15 protein-coding genes (1 of these 15 running past the window's edge) are annotated in these 16282 nt (G+C 43.7%); 14 read left to right on the forward strand and 1 reads right to left on the reverse strand.

Features of this window, described 5'->3' with window-relative positions; translation table 11 throughout:
• From pheT to QVP67_RS15600, 3 genes are all read left to right on the forward strand, one after another.
• A protein-coding gene (gene pheT / locus QVP67_RS15590; protein ID WP_022164484.1) for a phenylalanine--tRNA ligase subunit beta crosses the window boundary here: on the forward strand, positions 1–989 show its end. Its footprint begins 1504 nt before the window's first position; only the last 989 of its 2493 coding nucleotides appear in the window; its start codon lies off the left edge, out of view; it ends in the stop codon at positions 987–989.
• Positions 990–1255: 266 nt separating this feature from the next.
• Positions 1256–1990 (forward strand): YebC/PmpR family DNA-binding transcriptional regulator, encoded by a 735-nt coding sequence (locus tag QVP67_RS15595; RefSeq protein WP_022164486.1) that lies wholly within the window; start codon positions 1256–1258, stop codon positions 1988–1990.
• Positions 1990–2235 carry a TIGR03905 family TSCPD domain-containing protein gene (locus QVP67_RS15600; RefSeq protein ID WP_022164487.1) on the forward strand — a complete coding sequence of 82 codons (246 nt, stop codon included), beginning with the start codon at positions 1990–1992 and terminating at the stop codon, positions 2233–2235. The genes QVP67_RS15595 and QVP67_RS15600 overlap by 1 nt, the downstream gene beginning before the upstream one ends.
• Positions 2236–2363: 128 nt before the next feature.
• Here QVP67_RS15600 and fabD read toward each other — a convergent pair whose 3' ends face one another.
• A complete protein-coding gene (gene fabD / locus QVP67_RS15605) occupies positions 2364–3251 on the reverse strand; it encodes an ACP S-malonyltransferase (RefSeq protein WP_022164488.1) in 888 nt (295 codons plus the stop codon).
• Positions 3252–3655: 404 nt separating this feature from the next.
• On the opposite strand from fabD, the gene QVP67_RS15610 reads away from it, so the two are divergent.
• The 11 genes from QVP67_RS15610 to rplT all read left to right on the forward strand — a co-directional run bounded on the left by QVP67_RS15610 (position 3656) and on the right by rplT (position 15782).
• Positions 3656–4378 carry an NUDIX hydrolase gene (locus QVP67_RS15610; protein ID WP_288180308.1) on the forward strand — a complete coding sequence of 241 codons (723 nt, stop codon included), beginning with the start codon at positions 3656–3658 and terminating at the stop codon, positions 4376–4378.
• 61 nt (positions 4379–4439) lie between these two features.
• Entirely contained in the window at positions 4440–5930 is a 1491-nt protein-coding gene (locus QVP67_RS15615; RefSeq protein ID WP_022164490.1) for a xylulokinase, read from the forward strand.
• Positions 5931–6011: 81 nt separating this feature from the next.
• Entirely contained in the window at positions 6012–7328 is a 1317-nt protein-coding gene (gene xylA / locus QVP67_RS15620; protein ID WP_022164491.1) for a xylose isomerase, read from the forward strand.
• A 100-nt stretch (positions 7329–7428) separates the two neighbouring features.
• Entirely contained in the window at positions 7429–8904 is a 1476-nt protein-coding gene (gene xylE / locus QVP67_RS15625; RefSeq protein WP_022164492.1) for a D-xylose transporter XylE, read from the forward strand.
• Between the two features lie 175 nt (positions 8905–9079).
• Positions 9080–9502 carry a Holliday junction resolvase RuvX gene (gene ruvX, locus QVP67_RS15630; RefSeq protein WP_022164493.1) on the forward strand — a complete coding sequence of 141 codons (423 nt, stop codon included), beginning with the start codon at positions 9080–9082 and terminating at the stop codon, positions 9500–9502.
• Positions 9503–9575: 73 nt separating this feature from the next.
• Positions 9576–10130, forward strand: a complete 555-nt coding sequence (gene def, locus QVP67_RS15635) for a peptide deformylase (RefSeq protein ID WP_022164494.1) — start codon at positions 9576–9578, stop codon at positions 10128–10130.
• A 133-nt stretch (positions 10131–10263) separates the two neighbouring features.
• Positions 10264–12321 carry a tetratricopeptide repeat protein gene (locus QVP67_RS15640; protein WP_022164495.1) on the forward strand — a complete coding sequence of 686 codons (2058 nt, stop codon included), beginning with the start codon at positions 10264–10266 and terminating at the stop codon, positions 12319–12321.
• Between the two features lie 82 nt (positions 12322–12403).
• Positions 12404–14344, forward strand: coding sequence for a threonine--tRNA ligase (gene thrS, locus QVP67_RS15645; protein WP_022164496.1), 1941 nt, complete (start codon positions 12404–12406; stop codon positions 14342–14344).
• 112 nt (positions 14345–14456) lie between these two features.
• Positions 14457–15059, forward strand: a complete 603-nt coding sequence (gene infC, locus QVP67_RS15650; protein ID WP_022164497.1) for a translation initiation factor IF-3 — start codon at positions 14457–14459, stop codon at positions 15057–15059.
• A 72-nt stretch (positions 15060–15131) separates the two neighbouring features.
• Positions 15132–15329 carry a 50S ribosomal protein L35 gene (gene rpmI, locus QVP67_RS15655; RefSeq protein WP_022164498.1) on the forward strand — a complete coding sequence of 66 codons (198 nt, stop codon included), beginning with the start codon at positions 15132–15134 and terminating at the stop codon, positions 15327–15329.
• A 102-nt stretch (positions 15330–15431) separates the two neighbouring features.
• Positions 15432–15782, forward strand: coding sequence for a 50S ribosomal protein L20 (gene rplT / locus QVP67_RS15660; protein WP_022164499.1), 351 nt, complete (start codon positions 15432–15434; stop codon positions 15780–15782).
• Positions 15783–16282: the final 500 nt, after the last annotated feature.

Raw genomic sequence — 16282 nt, forward strand, 5'->3', positions numbered from 1 at the left:
CTTTGAAGTCTTGTCTCACAGTAAAAGGTGAACATGATAAGTCGAACAAGTTGCAGAATCTGATAGCCGAGCAGTTGGTGGGTTGTGGATTCAACGAGATATTGAACAATTCATTGACTCGGGCAGGCTACTATGATGGTTTGGAAAGTTACCCCTCGAAGAATCTGGTCATGTTGATGAATCCTTTGAGTACAGACCTGAATGCGATGCGTCAGACTTTGCTGTTTGGCGGTTTGGAAAGTATTGCTCACAATGCAAACCGTAAAAATGCAGATTTGAAATTCTTCGAGTATGGTAATTGCTATTATTATCATGAGGAGAAAAAGAATCCTGAGAAAGCTTTGGCTGCATATACGGAGGATTATCATTTGGGCTTGTGGGTTACTGGTAAGAAAGTTGCCAACTCGTGGGCACATGCTGACGAAGACAGCTCGGTGTATGAATTGAAAGCTTATGTAGAGAATATCTTCAGCCGTGTAGGACTGCAGATGCGCGACTTGGTGGTAGGTGTGCAGGACAGTGATATTTATGCTGCGTCCTTGGCCGTATACACAAGAGGCGGTAAGCTGTTGGCTTCTTTGGGAATCGTTTCTCATAAGATTCTTAAGGGCTTCGATATTGACAATGAAGTGTACTTTGCGGATATCAATTGGAAAGAGTTGCTTAAGGCTATCAGAAATGTAAAGGTGAACTATGTTGAGCTGACCAAGTTCCCGGCTGTGAAGCGTGATTTGGCTTTGTTGATTGATAAGAAAGTGCAGTTCGCTGAAATTGAGAAGATTGCATACGAAACCGAGAAGAAGTTGCTGAAAGAAGTATCTTTGTTCGATGTTTACGAAGGAAAGAATCTCGAAGCTGGTAAAAAGAGTTATGCTGTAAGCTTTATGCTTCAGGATGAGAATGCGACTTTGAATGACAAGCAGATTGATAAAATCATGCAGAAGCTTATTAAGAATCTTGAAACAAAGCTTGATGCCAAGTTGAGATGATTCAAAGAGGAGAGTTGTACGTAATGTTATGAGACAGAACAGGTTTGGGGCATTGGTCTGGCCAGTAGCACTTATTTGCTTCGATATATATATGATATATGTCGCTTTTAATAAGGCGCTCGGTAGCAGCACTTGTGAAGTGCGCATAATGGCGGGGATTGGCGGACTGATGGTTATCGTGTTTCTCGTATCAGAAGTGTATGACTTGATAAAGAAGATTAAGATATTAAAGAAAGGTAATATAACAATTTAAAAATAATAAACCAATGGGAAGAGCGTTTGAATATAGAAAAGCTACAAAGCTGAAAAGATGGGGCCACATGGCTAAGACTTTTACAAGACTGGGTAAACAAATTGCCATAGCTGTGAAGGCTGGTGGTCCGGAACCTGAAAATAATCCGGCATTGCGTTCGGTGATTGCTACTTGCAAGCGCGAGAACATGCCGAAGGACAATATTGAACGTGCGATTAAAAATGCGCTGGGAAAAGACCAGAGTGATTACAAGAGCATGACGTATGAAGGATACGGTCCTCACGGAGTAGCTGTCTTTGTTGATACGCTGACGGATAATCCGACACGTACGGTAGCTGATGTACGCAGTGTATTTAATAAGTTTGGTGGCAACTTGGGTACAATGGGATCGCTGGCATTCTTGTTCGACCATAAATGCGTGTTCACTTTCAAAAAGAAAGATGGCATGGATATGGAAGAATTTATCCTTGATATGATCGACTTCGATGTAGATGAAGATTACGAAGAGGACGAAGAAGAGGGCACAATTACTATCTACGGAGATCCTAAGAGCTATGCTGCCATTCAGAAGCACCTTGAAGAGGGTGGCTTTGAGGATGTCGGTGGTGACTTTACTTATATTCCGAATGATTTGAAGGATGTAGAAGCAGAGCACCGTGAAACTATCAATAAGATGATAGAACGTCTGGAAGAATTTGATGATGTCCAGACGGTGTATACTAATATGAAGCCGGAAGAGGGCGAATAATGACTTATACTTATAAAACTGCAGGAACTTGCAGTAGTAATATTGAGTTGGAGGTAGAAGACGGCATCCTGAAAGAAGTTGCTTTCTGGGGTGGTTGTAATGGCAATTTGCAAGGTATTTCCCGATTGGTAAAAGGAATGCCGGTGTGTGATGTCATCAAACGTCTGGAAGGTATCCGTTGTGGTGGACGTCCTACCTCGTGCCCGGATCAGTTGTGTAAGGCATTGCACGAGATGGGATATTGAGTGCGGTGGAATAAAGATTTGGGTGAAATTTCGTGCGGTAGAAATATTTAGCTTATATTTCTGTTGAGATATAAAAAAAGAGGGTTTATTAAAACCCTCTTTTTTTATATATATGATATTTGAACTTTTTATGCGATACCGTGAGCTGGTACAGAAGAGTCTATCTTTTTAATCAGGCCTTGCAGCACTGCGCCGGGGCCGCATTCTGTAAAGTCGGTTGCGCCGTCGGCTACCATGTTCTTTACAGTTTGTGTCCAGCGTACGGAAGCTGTCAGCTGAGCAATGAGGTTCTTCTTGATTTCTGCCGGATCGGTGTGAGGCAATGCATCAACGTTTTGGTAAACGGGGCATTTCGGAGTATGAATTTCAGTAGCGTTAATTGCTGCTTCTAATTCTACTTTGGCGGGGTTCATGAGTGGAGAGTGGAATGCACCACCTACTTTGAGTGGAAGAGCGCGTTTTGCACCTGCGGCTTTCATCAGTTCGCATGCCTTATTGATTCCTTCGATCGAACCAGAGATTACAATCTGACCCGGGCAGTTGTAGTTGGCAGCTACGCAAACTTCGCCTTCGGCACTTACTTGTGCGCAAATTTCTTCTACTTTCTCATCGGGTAATGCGATGATGGCAGCCATGGTTGAAGGATGTGCTTCACATGCTTTTTGCATAGCCATAGCACGGGCGTATACCAATTTGAGGCCGTCCTCGAAAGTCAGTGCTCCAGCAGCTACTAAGGCAGAAAATTCTCCAAGTGAGTGTCCGGCGGTCATTTCGGGTTTGAATTCATCGCCCATGCAGAGCGCAGAGATTACTGAATGGAGAAATACGGCAGGCTGAGTAACTTTGGTTTGGCGCAGATCTTCGTCTGTTCCATTGAACATGATGTCTGTAATACGGTAGCCGAGGATATCATTGGCTTTTTCGAATAGTTCTTTAGCTAAAGCTGAATTTTCGTACAGGTCTTTTCCCATTCCTACGAATTGGGCACCTTGCCCTGGAAATACAAATGCTTTCATTTTTATTGTTTTTAGTTACTATATATAAAAAGTGCTGCAAAGTTAGACCTTTTTCTGATAATCACCGCACATATATGCAATTTTTGTGCAATCCGATTGTAGACTGTGCTTTTTCTGGTACAATAAGTGGTGTATTGGATGGCATAGTTTAATCCTGCTTGAATTCCTTATAAATGAGAATGTTTCGCATTGTTTCTACTATGTGTTTGCCTGTTGTTTACGAATGTATATATTACATATTGTATTGTTTACGATAAGCATATGTTTTCATATTGTATGATGTATGATAACTATTTCTCTGAAAAATAATGCTTTATAACATACTAATTTTTATGTTTTATGCTATTGTGTTTTGAAAAAACATCTATATATTTGCAGCGTTTAATCAAAATATCATGTAAAACATGGAACACGAAATGCCATTGGCAAATAATCACATCTCGGTAGATTGTGTGGTAATAGGGTTTGACGGAGAACAGCTGAAGGTTTTGCTTATCCGTCGAATGGGAGAGGAAGAAGGTGAAGTGTTTCACGATATGAAATTGCCGGGAAGCTTGATTTATATGGATGAGGATCTGGATGGAGCTGCTCAAAGGGTGTTGAATGAACTGACTGGTGTGAAAAATGTGAATCTGGTACAGTTTAAGGCCTTTGGCTCTAAAGACCGGACCAAGGACTCTAGAGATGTTCATTGGTTGGAACGTGCCATACAGTCGAAGGTTGAACGTATTGTGACCATTGCTTATTTGTCGTTGGTAAAGATTGACCGTACGCTGAATCGTGATTTGAATAATTTGCAGGCGTGTTGGGTGGCTTTGCCGGATATCAAAGATTTGGCTTTTGATCATAATTTGATTATAAAAGAAGCTTTGCTGTATATCCGTCAGTATGTAGAAGCGAATCCGTCTGCTCTGTTCGATCTGCTTCCGCGTAAATTCACGGCTTCTCAGTTGCGTACACTTTACGAATTAATATATGGAAAACCGATTGATGTGCGTAATTTCCATAAGAAAATCGCTTTAATGGAGTATGTAGTACCTCTCGAAGAACGTCAGCAGGGAGTGGCTCATCGTGCTGCCCGCTATTATCGTTTCGATAAGAAAATCTATAATAAGTCCAGACGTTAAGAGGGACTGGGTATATTCCTTGTAAAAACATAGAATTATTAACTTTTAATATAATATCAAAGTGTATCTATTAGGTTATGACATCGGTAGTTCGTCGGTAAAGGCGAGTTTGGTAAATGCAGAAAGTGGAAAATGTGTTTCTTCTGCTTTTTTCCCGAAAACGGAAGCTGCTATTATTGCAGTAAAACAAGGTTGGGCAGAACAGAATCCTGAAAGTTGGTGGGAAAATCTGAAGCTGGCAACGGAGGCTATTCTCACAGAATCGGGTGTGAATGGAGGAGAAATTAAAGCTATAGGTATCTCTTATCAGATGCATGGATTGGTATGTGTAGATAAGAATCAGCAAGTACTGCGTCCGGCAATTATCTGGTGTGATTCGCGGGCAGTTCCGTATGGACAGCGTGCGTTTGAAACATTGGGCGAGGAGCGCTGCCTTTCTCATTTACTGAATTCTCCGGGCAACTTTACGGCTTCTAAGTTGGCTTGGATTAAAGAGAATGAACCGGAGGTTTACGAGAAGATATACAAGATTATGCTTCCTGGTGATTATATCGCGATGAAGTTGAGCGGTGAGATCTGTACAACGGTATCAGGCTTGTCCGAAGGTATGTTTTGGGATTTCAAAAACAATTGCTTGGCAGAATTTCTGATGGATTATTATGGCTTTGACTCTTCGCTGATAGCTGATATAAAACCGACATTTGCCGAACAGGGGCGTGTTACTGCGGCTGCAGCTAAAGAATTAGGTTTGAAGGAAGGTACTCCTATCACTTATCGCGCTGGTGACCAGCCGAACAATGCACTTTCACTGAATGTCTTCAATCCTGGTGAAATAGCTTCAACGGCAGGTACGAGTGGCGTTGTTTATGGAGTGAACGGAGCAGTAAACTATGATCCAAAGTCTCGTGTCAATACTTTTGCACACGTCAATCATACTGCTGATCAGACCCGTCTGGGTGTGTTGCTTTGCATCAACGGAACAGGTATCCTGAACTCATGGGTAAAACGTACAATTGCTCCCGAAGGTATTTCTTATAATGAAATGAATGTACTGGCTTCTCAAGCTCCTATTGGAAGTGCAGGCATCAGCATTCTGCCTTTTGGTAATGGTGCCGAACGTATGCTGGAGAATAAGGAAATCAATTGCTCTATCCGTGGTCTGAACTTTAATCTGCATGGCAAACAGCATATTGTACGTGCAGCGCAAGAAGGCATTGTATTCTCGTTTAAATATGGTATTGATATAATGGAAGGCATGGGAATTCCTGTACAGAAAATACATGCCGGACATGCCAATATGTTCCTGAGTTCCATTTTCCGTGATACGTTGGCTGGTGTGACCGGTGCTACCATTGAGTTGTATGATACCGACGGTTCGGTTGGTGCAGCCAAGGGTGCAGGAATTGGTGCAGGCATTTATAAAGATAACAACGAAGCCTTTGTCACACTGGAGAAACTTGACGTAATAGAGCCTAACCAGAGCAAACGTCAGGAATACCTTGATGCTTATGCACGTTGGAAGCATCGTTTGGAAAAGTCTATGAGAGATTAATTTAATTGAAAAGAAGAAGATTTTATTATTAACCCGCTTTCCTGCAAATATATGTAGGAGGCATAAAATATAAAGAATATTATGGCAACAAAAGAGTATTTTCCTGGTATTGGAAAAATTAAATTTGAAGGTGTAGAAAGTCGCAATCCGCTGGCATTCCGTTATTATGATCCTGAAAAGGTAATCATGGGTAAGAAGATGAAAGACTGGTTGAAGTTCTCAATGGCATGGTGGCACACACTTTGCGCTGAAGGCAGCGATCAGTTTGGCGGTGGCACAAAGAAATTCCCTTGGAATGTTGCAACAGATAAGGTTCAGGCTGCTAAAGATAAGATGGATGCTGGTTTCGAATTCATGCAGAAGATCGGTATCGAGTATTATTGCTTCCACGATGTAGACCTCTGCACAGAAGCTGATACTATCGAAGAATATGAAGCTAATCTGAAAGAAGTTGTTGCTTATGCTAAGCAGAAACAAGCAGAAACAGGCATTAAACTGTTGTGGGGTACTGCCAATGTATTTGGTCATGCACGTTATATGAACGGTGCTGCTACTAACCCTGACTTTGATGTAGTGGCTCGTGCTGCCGTACAGATTAAGAACGCTATTGATGCAACTATCGAACTCGGTGGTTCTAACTACGTATTCTGGGGTGGCCGCGAAGGTTATATGTCTTTGTTGAACACTGATCAGAAGCGTGAGAAAGAACATTTGGCTCAGATGCTGACAATCGCTCGTGATTATGCACGTAGCAAAGGTTTTACTGGAACATTCCTGATCGAACCGAAACCGATGGAACCGACAAAACATCAATACGATGTTGATACAGAAACTGTAGTTGGTTTCCTGAAAGCTCACAACCTGGATAAGGATTTCAAAGTAAACATCGAAGTAAACCATGCTACTTTGGCCGGACATACTTTCGAACACGAGTTGGCTGTAGCTGTTGATAATGGTATGTTGGGTTCTATCGATGCTAACCGTGGCGATTATCAGAACGGATGGGATACCGACCAGTTCCCCATTGATAACTACGAACTGACTCAAGCTATGATGCAGATCATCCGTAACGGTGGTCTGGGTAACGGTGGTACAAACTTCGATGCCAAGACTCGTCGTAACTCTACCGATCTGGAAGATATCTTTATCGCACACATCGCTGGTATGGATGCAATGGCTCGTGCTTTGGAAAGCGCAGCTCGTCTGCTGGAAGAATCTCCTTACAAGAAGATGCTGGCCGATCGTTACGCTTCATTCGACAGCGGTAAGGGTAAGGAATTCGAAGAAGGTAAGCTGACTTTGGAAGACGTTGTTGCTTATGCTAAGGCTAACGGTGAACCGAAGCAGACTAGTGGCAAGCAAGAACTGTACGAGGCTATCCTCAATATGTATTGCTAATAGATTAAAGTGATATGTAATGGGCTGCGCTTTCTGCCAGTCGGCAGGAGGGCAGCCTATTTTTTTGTTTATAAACTATTTCTAATTTCATTATTATACCATGAACTATACAGAAAAAGGAAGTAAAGTCTATCTTTTTTCGATTGTGCTGGTAGCTGTTATTGGCGGATTGCTGTTTGGTTATGATACGGCAGTCATTTCGGGCGCAGAAAAAGGGCTTCAGGCATTCTTTATGGGAGCTTCGGACTTTACTTACACAGATACGATTCACGGCATCACTTCCAGTAGTGCATTGATAGGATGTATCATCGGTAGTGCCATTTCAGGTTTTTGTGCATCCAATTTTGGACGTAAAAAGTCTCTTTTTATTGCTGGTATTCTGTTCTTCTTATCAGCGTTGGGATCTTATTATCCCGAATTCCTGTTCTACGACTACGGAGTTCCGTCTTATTCGCTTCTTATCGCTTTCAATTTTTATCGCGTATTGGGTGGAGTCGGTGTAGGTTTGGCGTCGGCCATTTGTCCGATGTATATTGCCGAGATTGCTCCCAGTAATATTCGGGGTACATTGGTATCCTGGAATCAGTTTGCCATTATCTTTGGTCAGCTGGTGGTTTATTTTGTGAATTTCCTTATTTTGGGCGACAATGCCAATCCCGTTATCAAAGCAGTCGAGGGAGTAAATCAGATTCTGAATCCGGAAGCTGCTGCCTGGACTACTGAAACCGGCTGGCGTCTGATGTTTGTCAGCGAGGCTGTTCCTGCCGGTCTGTTCGCAATACTTGTTCTCTTGGTTCCCGAGACTCCTCGATATTTGGCTATGTGTGGTCGTGATGAGAAGGCTTTGGATATCCTGAGCCGTATTAACGGTGTGACTCAAGCTAAAGTAATTTTGGCTGAAATCAAGGCTACTGCCCACGAAAAGACCGAACGTCTGTTTACTTATGGCTGGATGGTGATCTTTATCGGTATTATGCTGAGTGTGTTCCAGCAGGCTGTAGGTATCAACGCTGTGCTCTATTTTGCTCCCCGTATTTTCGAAACAATGGGTATGGGCAATCCGATGGTGCAGACTGTGATTATGGGTATCATCAACATTCTGTTCACCTTGCTGGCTGTGTTCACAGTCGAAAAGTGGGGACGTAAGCCCTTGCTTATTTCCGGCTCTATCGGTATGGCTATCGGTGCTTTCGGTGTTGCGCTGTCCAATGTGCTGACAGGACTTCCGCCGATGGTATCTGTAGTAAGTATTATGGTGTATAGTGCTTCTTTTATGTTTAGCTGGGGCCCCATCTGCTGGGTACTGATTGCTGAGATCTTCCCGAATACAGTGCGTGGCGCAGCTGTTGCCATTGCTGTGGCTTTCCAGTGGATATTCAACTTCATCGTTTCGTCTACGTTTGTGCCGATGTACAACATGACGCTGGGCGATATGGGCGAGAAGTTTGGACATATGTTTGCTTATGCTCTGTATGGAATCATCTGTGTGATTGCCGCAATTTTTGTTTGGAAGTTGGTTCCTGAAACCAAAGGCAAGACATTGGAAGACATGACACGTCTTTGGAAGAAAAAATAAGTTTTCCGGTTTTTAGCCGGTCTGACTACAGATAAAAGTTCAATGCCTGGCAGTAAGGACAATCTGTGTCAGGTAGTAAAAAGGGGGTATCCGGACTGTTCGGATGCCCTTTTTTGCATTATAGCGTCTCATTTGGGTGCAGGTTTCGATTTTTAATCGTACTTTTGCACCAATTATGAGTAGAATATTAGCCATAGATTACGGACGAAAACGCACCGGAATTGCTGTAAGCGATCCCTTGCAGATGATAGCCAACGGCCTGACAACTGTGCCTACGCATCAGCTGCTGTCGTTTATTCTTGATTATGTGAGCAAAGAGCCGGTAGAACGGATATTGGTTGGACTCCCTAAGCAGATGAATAACGAAATGTCAGAAAACATGCAGCGGATTGAGCCGTTTGTACGTTCGTTGAAGAAGAAGCTGCCCGATATGCCGATAGAGTATGTCGATGAACGGTTTACTTCTGTTCTGGCCCATCGTACAATGTTGGAAGCCGGCCTGAAAAAGAAAGACCGTCAGAATAAGGCTTTGGTCGATGAGATTAGTGCGACGATTATTCTGCAGTCCTATCTGGAAAGCCGGGGAATGCGTGGCTGAAGCTTTTGCTGACAGACGGGGCGGACGTGCCGCGTCGGTAAATGTAGAAATGAAACATTAAAAAAATACACTTATGATTTTACCCATTTATGTATACGGACAACCCGTATTGAGAAAAGTGGCAGAGGATATTACACCTGATTATCCTAACCTGAAAGAACTTATAGCCAACATGTTTGAAACAATGGACCATGCCGATGGAGTAGGGCTGGCTGCGCCGCAGATTGGTTTGCCTATCCGTGTAGTCGTAGTCGACCTGGATGTTCTTTCCGAAGACATGCCCGAATATAAGGATTTCCGTAAGGTTTACATCAATGCCCATATTCTTGAGGTCATGGGCGAGGAAGTCTCGATGGAAGAAGGTTGCCTGAGTCTGCCCGGCATTCACGAGTCTGTGAAACGTGGTGATAAGATTCATGTCAGATACCTGGACGAGAATATGGTCGAACACGATGAAATTGTAGAAGGCTACCTTGCCCGTGTCATGCAGCACGAGTTTGATCACCTGGAAGGCACAATGTTTATCGATCATTTGTCGCCTCTTCGTAAGCAGATGATTAAAGGCAAGCTGAACGCTATGCTGAAAGGTAAGGCCCGCTGCTCTTATCGGGTTAAGACAGTGAAATGATTTACCGGTTCTGAATAGAAAGTTTTGAGATACTAAAAAACTCAAAAACAAACGGAAAAACTCTTTCCTAAGTCCTGTCAAGTAAACGAAATGCATTACTTTTGCTATCGTATATAAGTATTTGTAAGACAAAATGGTAAAAAAAATATTAGCAATCCTTTTGCTGTTTCCCGCATTGCTGTGTGCGCAAATCAATACAGAGCGAGTAATGACAATTGCCCGAAATGCTTTGTATTTTGAAGATTACGTGCTTTCTATTCAGTACTTTAATCAGGTAATCAACGCAAAGCCTTATCTGTTTGAGCCTTATTTCTTCCGAGGTTTGGCCAAGATTAATCTGGAAGACTTCCAAGGCGCCGAGGCCGATTGCGACAAGGCCATTCAGCGCAATCCTTTTGTCGTAGGAGCCTACCAGATCAGAGGTTTGGCGCGCATCCGGCAAAATAAGTTTGATGGCGCCATCGAAGACTATCAGACGGCTTTAAAGTATGATCCCGAAAACCTTGTGCTGTGGCATAACCTGTCGTTGTGCCATATGCGGAAGGAAGATTACGACTCGGCTAAGGAAGATTTGGGTAAGTTGCTGGCTATTTCTCCCCGTTATACGCCTGCTTATCTGATGCGTGGCGAGGTCTATCTGAAACAGAACGATACCATTCAGGCATTGAACGATTTCGAGAAAGCCATTGAACTGGACCGTTACGACCCAGACGGTTGGAGCGCGCGTGCCATTGTGCGTATTCAGCAGGGCAAGTATAAGGAAGCAGAAGCAGACCTTGATCAGGCCATTCATCTGAGTGCCCGCAATGCCGGCAATTACATCAACCGTGCTTTGGCCCGTTTCCATCAGAATAACCTGAGAGGGGCCATGAGCGATTATGACCTTGCTTTGGACATTGATCCGAATAACTTCCTGGGGCACTATAACCGTGGATTGCTTCGTGCGCAGGTTGGCGATGACAACCGTGCTATCGAAGACTTCGATTTTGTTCTTCAGATTGAGCCGGACAATATGATGGCTACCTTCAACCGCGGATTGCTTCGTGCGCAGACCGGCGATTACCGTGGAGCTATCAGCGACTATTCGAAGGTGATAGATGCTTATCCAAACTTTATGGCTGGTTATTACCAACGTGCCCAGGCCCGTAAAAAGATTGGTGATGCGAAAGGGGCCGAACAGGACGAGTTCAAAATCATGAAGATGCAGATCGACAAGCGGAACAATGCGGCGTCGGGCAATGCAGATAAAGATATGGCTGACAATTCGGATTCTTCCAAAGACGATAGTAAGACTCGTAAGAAGTCGGATAAGAATGTGGAAAACTATCGTAAGATTGTGATTGCCGATGATTCGGAATTTGAGCAACGTTATACGAGCGACTACCGCGGACGCGTGCAGGATCGTAATGTAGTTATCAAACAGGAGCCTATGTATGCGCTGACTTATTACGAAAAGGTGAGCGATGTGAAACGTACTGTTCATTTCCACCGTTACATCGACGAACTGAACCGTTCCAAACTCTTCCCAAAAATGTTGCGTATTACCAATATGGAAGCGCCGTTGACCGAAGAACAGGTACGTTTCCATTTTGCTCTGATCGACTCGCATACATCGGATATCGTGGCCGATGACCATAATGCCGTAAAACGTTTCATGCGTGGATTGGACTTCTATCTGGTACAGGACTTTGCCAGTTCGGTAGATGACTTTACCAAGAGTATCCTGTTGGATGATACTTTCTTCCCGGCCTATTTTATGCGTGCTTTGGTGCGTTGCAAGCAGCTGGAATACCAGAAGGCTGAGGAAAGTATGGAGGGAGGAAACACCCCGACAACGGTAGGAGGAACTAACAATAACAATGCGAAGAAATCAGAAGTTACAACGATCGATTATAATATTGTACGCGATGACCTGAACCATGTTGTCGAGTTGGCTCCCGATTTTGTGTTTGGTTATTACAACCGAGGAAACGTTTCAACATTGCTGAAAGATTATCGGGCGGCTGTTGCTGACTATGACAAAGCCATCGAGCTGAATCCGGAATTCGGTGAAGCTTATTTCAACAGAGGTCTGGTTCACATCTATCTTGGCAACAACAAGCAGGGACTTCAGGATTTGAGCAAGGCCGGTGAATTGGGTATCGTGTCAGCATATAATGTAATTAAACGCTTTACCGACAGAAGCGAATAACATTTTTTTGCTAAAAAGTGGATTATCAAAAAGAAATAGCTATTTTTGCGCTTTGAAAAATTGAAAAATCAATAATTCTATTATGATAAAGATAACTTTTCCAGACGGCTCTGTACGGGAGTACAACGACGGAGTGACGGGACTGCAAATTGCAGAAAGTATTAGTTCTCGCCTGGCACAGGAAGTGCTGGCTTGTGGCGTGAACGGAGAGACTTATGATTTGGGACGTCCTATTAACGAGGACGCAGAAGTTGTATTGTATAAGTGGGAAGACGAGCAGGGAAAGCATACCTTCTGGCATACAAGTGCCCACTTGCTGGCCGAGGCATTGCAGGAGTTGTATCCGGGCATTCAGTTCGGTATCGGTCCGGCTATCGAAAACGGCTTCTACTACGATGTCGATCCGGGCGAGACTCCTATTAAGGAATCCGATCTGCCTGCTATTGAAAAGAAGATGGCAGAACTGGCCGCCAAGAAAGAAGCGGTGGTAAGAAAAGATATCGCGAAAGACGATGCCCTGAAAATGTTCGGCGATCGTGGGGAAACATACAAGTGTGAACTCATTTCCGAACTGGAAGACGGACATATCACTACCTATACACAAGGTGCTTTTACTGACTTGTGCCGTGGTCCGCATTTGCTCAATACCGCACCTATCAAGGCTATCAAATTGACTTCTGTAGCCGGTGCATATTGGCGTGGACAGGAAGACCGTAAGATGATGACACGTATCTATGGTATCACTTTCCCGAAGAAGAAGATGCTTGATGAGTATCTTGTTCTGCTGGAAGAGGCCAAGAAGCGCGACCATCGTAAGATTGGTAAGGAGATGGATTTGTTCATGTTCTCCGATACAGTCGGAAAAGGTTTGCCGATGTGGTTGCCGAAAGGTGCTGCCTTGCGCATCCGTCTGCAAGACTTCTTGCGTCGCATCCAGAGTCGTTACGACTATCAGGAAGTAATGTGTCCGCCTATCGGCAACAAGTTGCTGTATATCACGTCGGGCCATTATGCTAAATACGGAAAAGATTCTTTCCAGCCTATCCAGACTCCGGAAGAAGGCGAAGAATACTTCCTGAAACCGATGAACTGTCCGCACCACTGTATGATTTACAAGAACTCGCCCCGTTCGTATAAGGATCTGCCTTTGCGCATTGCCGAATTCGGAACTGTTTGCCGTTACGAGCAGAGTGGTGAGTTGCACGGACTGACCCGTGTGCGTAGCTTTACGCAGGACGATGCGCACTTGTTCTGTCGTCCCGACCAGGTGAAGGAAGAATTCTTGCGTGTGATGGACATCATTTCTATCGTATTCAAGTCGATGAACTTCCAGAATTTTGAAGCTCAGATTTCTTTGCGCGATAAGGTTAACCGCGAGAAGTATATCGGTAGCGATGAAAACTGGGAGAAAGCCGAACGTGCCATTATCGAGGCTTGCGAGGAAAAAGGTCTGCCTGCCAAGATCGAATACGGCGAAGCCGCTTTCTATGGTCCTAAGCTCGACTTCATGGTGAAGGATGCCATTGGCCGTCGCTGGCAGCTGGGTACAATTCAGGTAGACTACAACTTGCCTGAACGTTTCCAACTGGAGTATACCGGTGCCGACAACCAGAAACACCGTCCGGTTATGATTCACCGTGCACCGTTTGGTTCGATGGAACGTTTCGTTGCCGTACTTATCGAACATACAGCCGGTAAATTCCCCTTGTGGCTGACCCCCGATCAGGTTGCCATTCTGCCTATCAGCGAGAAGTTTAACGACTACGCCAATGAGGTAAAGAACAGCCTGAAGAAGTATGATATCCGTGCGCTGGTCGACGAGCGTAATGAAAAGATAGGTCGCAAGATCCGTGATAACGAGATGAAACGTATTCCTTACATGCTGATTGTCGGTGAGAAAGAAGCCGAAAACGGAGAAGTTTCTGTTCGTAAGCAGGGAGAGGGTGACCAAGGTAGCATGAAATTCGAAGATTTTGCAAAAAAAGTCTACGAGGAAGTGCAAAATATGATAAATAAGTGGTAAATTTGCGCCCAATTGCAGAAGCAAGTCTGAAAATGCATTCAGATGACGCTTTTTTAAGATAAAAGAATTTAGTAGTAATAGTAAAAAAACAAACTGGAAGTAAAAGTTATTAATGAAGAATGACAGCTTAAAAGGGCAACACCGGATTAATGAACAGATCCGTGCCAAAGAAGTCCGTATAGTGGGCGATGAAGTAGAATCGAAAGTCTATCCGATAGCGCAGGCCTTGAAGCTTGCCGAGGAACATGAAGCGGATCTTGTGGAGATTTCTCCTAATGCTCAACCCCCTGTTTGTCGTATAATCGATTACTCTAAATTTCTGTATCAGTTAAAGAAACGTCAGAAGGAACAGAAAGCCAAGCAGGTAAAGGTCAACGTGAAGGAAATCCGTTTCGGTCCTCAGACCGACGATCATGATTACAACTTTAAGTTGAAACATGCCAAAGGCTTTTTGGAAGATGGTGATAAGGTGAAGGCTTACGTATTCTTTAAAGGACGTTCCATCCTGTTCAAGGAGCAAGGAGAAGTATTGTTACTTCGTTTTGCCAACGACCTTGAAGACTATGCAAAGGTAGATCAGATGCCTATCCTCGAAGGAAAGCGTATGACTATCCAACTTTCGCCCAAGAAGCCGGGCAGCCCCAAGAAGGCTGCTGCTCCGAAGCCCGCCGAAGAACCCAAGAATGTTCAACGCGACGCTGAGGACGAAGAATAATTAATGGAAAAGTGAGTTGCGCCACGGTATAGTGCGTAACCATATTATTAATAATTTAAAAGTTAAAGTAAGATGCCAAAGATCAAGACGAACTCCGGTGCTAAAAAAAGATTCACTCTTACCGGAACGGGTAAAATCAAAAGAAAGCACGCTTTTCATAGTCACATTCTGACTAAGAAAACTAAAAAGCAAAAGAGAAACTTGTGTTATTCTACACTTGTTGACACCACAAATGTTAGCCAGGTGAAGGAACTCTTAGCGATGAAGTAATCGAAAAGTGTACTAAAAGTATCAAAGTTATTAACCGAATGCATTAGCTTTAAGTCTGTTGTTTCAAAGCAATGGCGCTAACATTCAAAAAAAAGAAAAACTATGCCAAGATCAGTAAATCATGTTGCTTCAAGAGCAAGAAGAAAGAAAATTTTGAAATTGACCAGAGGTTACTTTGGTGCAAGAAAGAACGTTTGGACCGTAGCCAAGAATACTTGGGAGAAAGGTTTGACTTATGCGTTCCGTGACCGTAAGGCCAAAAAGAGAAATTTCCGTGCGTTGTGGATTCAACGTATCAATGCAGCTGCACGTTTGGAAGGTATGTCTTATTCCAAGCTGATGGGTGCTTTGCATAAAGCCGGCATCGAGATCAACCGTAAGGTGTTGGCCGATTTGGCAATGAATCATCCCGAAGCATTCAAGGCTATTGTTGCCAAGGCTAAGGCTGCATAAAGACTCTGATAAATTGAAAAACTGATAGGATGCCGACTGCAGATGATGTAGCCGGCATCTTTTTTATGCCTATACGAGAGAAAAGAGGGGCTGAAACGCACAAATTTGTTCAATTGCTTGTTTCTTTCACATAAACTTCTTATCTTTGTTATAGAAAAAATAGCCGCATTGATTGGATCGGGAAACTCATCAATTTTTATGAAATACCGAGACAAGCTTCGCTTCTCAATGGCGGGCCACGCCCTTCGGGGTAACCTTTGAGTCGGTGGATTACAAAGAGGACGAGCACTCAAACCATGTCATTCGGAGTTTCATCACATCATCGGTGCGGCTTTCTTATAAAAAAGGGAATGTGTCAGGTTGGCGCATTCCCTTTTCTTTTCGTTCGTTTCAGGATCATTCTGGCCCGCTTTCTCAGGTAGAAATAGGCCTTAACTAGGCTCTGTTTTTTTCCTAGTTAGGGAATAAAAATGAAGGTGTGTCAAAAAGCACACCTTCTT

This window comes from Bacteroides sp. CAG:633, from assembly GCF_000435115.1.
GTDB classification, from domain to species: domain Bacteria; phylum Bacteroidota; class Bacteroidia; order Bacteroidales; family Bacteroidaceae; genus Bacteroides; species Bacteroides ndongoniae.

Bases quoted from the DNA above. Each gene is read 5' to 3' on its own strand.
- QVP67_RS15610 (WP_288180308.1), top strand. From the start codon at position 3,656: ATGGAACACGAAATGCCATTGGCAAATAATCACATCTCGGTAGATTGT.
- thrS (WP_022164496.1), top strand. From the start codon at position 12,404: ATGATAAAGATAACTTTTCCAGACGGCTCTGTACGGGAGTACAACGAC.
- rplT (WP_022164499.1), top strand. From the start codon at position 15,432: ATGCCAAGATCAGTAAATCATGTTGCTTCAAGAGCAAGAAGAAAGAAA.
- def (WP_022164494.1), top strand. From the start codon at position 9,576: ATGATTTTACCCATTTATGTATACGGACAACCCGTATTGAGAAAAGTG.
- rpmI (WP_022164498.1), top strand. From the start codon at position 15,132: ATGCCAAAGATCAAGACGAACTCCGGTGCTAAAAAAAGATTCACTCTT.
- QVP67_RS15595 (WP_022164486.1), top strand. From the start codon at position 1,256: ATGGGAAGAGCGTTTGAATATAGAAAAGCTACAAAGCTGAAAAGATGG.
- ruvX (WP_022164493.1), top strand. From the start codon at position 9,080: ATGAGTAGAATATTAGCCATAGATTACGGACGAAAACGCACCGGAATT.
- infC (WP_022164497.1), top strand. From the start codon at position 14,457: ATGAAGAATGACAGCTTAAAAGGGCAACACCGGATTAATGAACAGATC.
- xylE (WP_022164492.1), top strand. From the start codon at position 7,429: ATGAACTATACAGAAAAAGGAAGTAAAGTCTATCTTTTTTCGATTGTG.
- xylA (WP_022164491.1), top strand. From the start codon at position 6,012: ATGGCAACAAAAGAGTATTTTCCTGGTATTGGAAAAATTAAATTTGAA.
- fabD (WP_022164488.1), bottom strand. From the start codon at position 3,251: ATGAAAGCATTTGTATTTCCAGGGCAAGGTGCCCAATTCGTAGGAATG.
- QVP67_RS15600 (WP_022164487.1), top strand. From the start codon at position 1,990: ATGACTTATACTTATAAAACTGCAGGAACTTGCAGTAGTAATATTGAG.
- QVP67_RS15640 (WP_022164495.1), top strand. From the start codon at position 10,264: ATGGTAAAAAAAATATTAGCAATCCTTTTGCTGTTTCCCGCATTGCTG.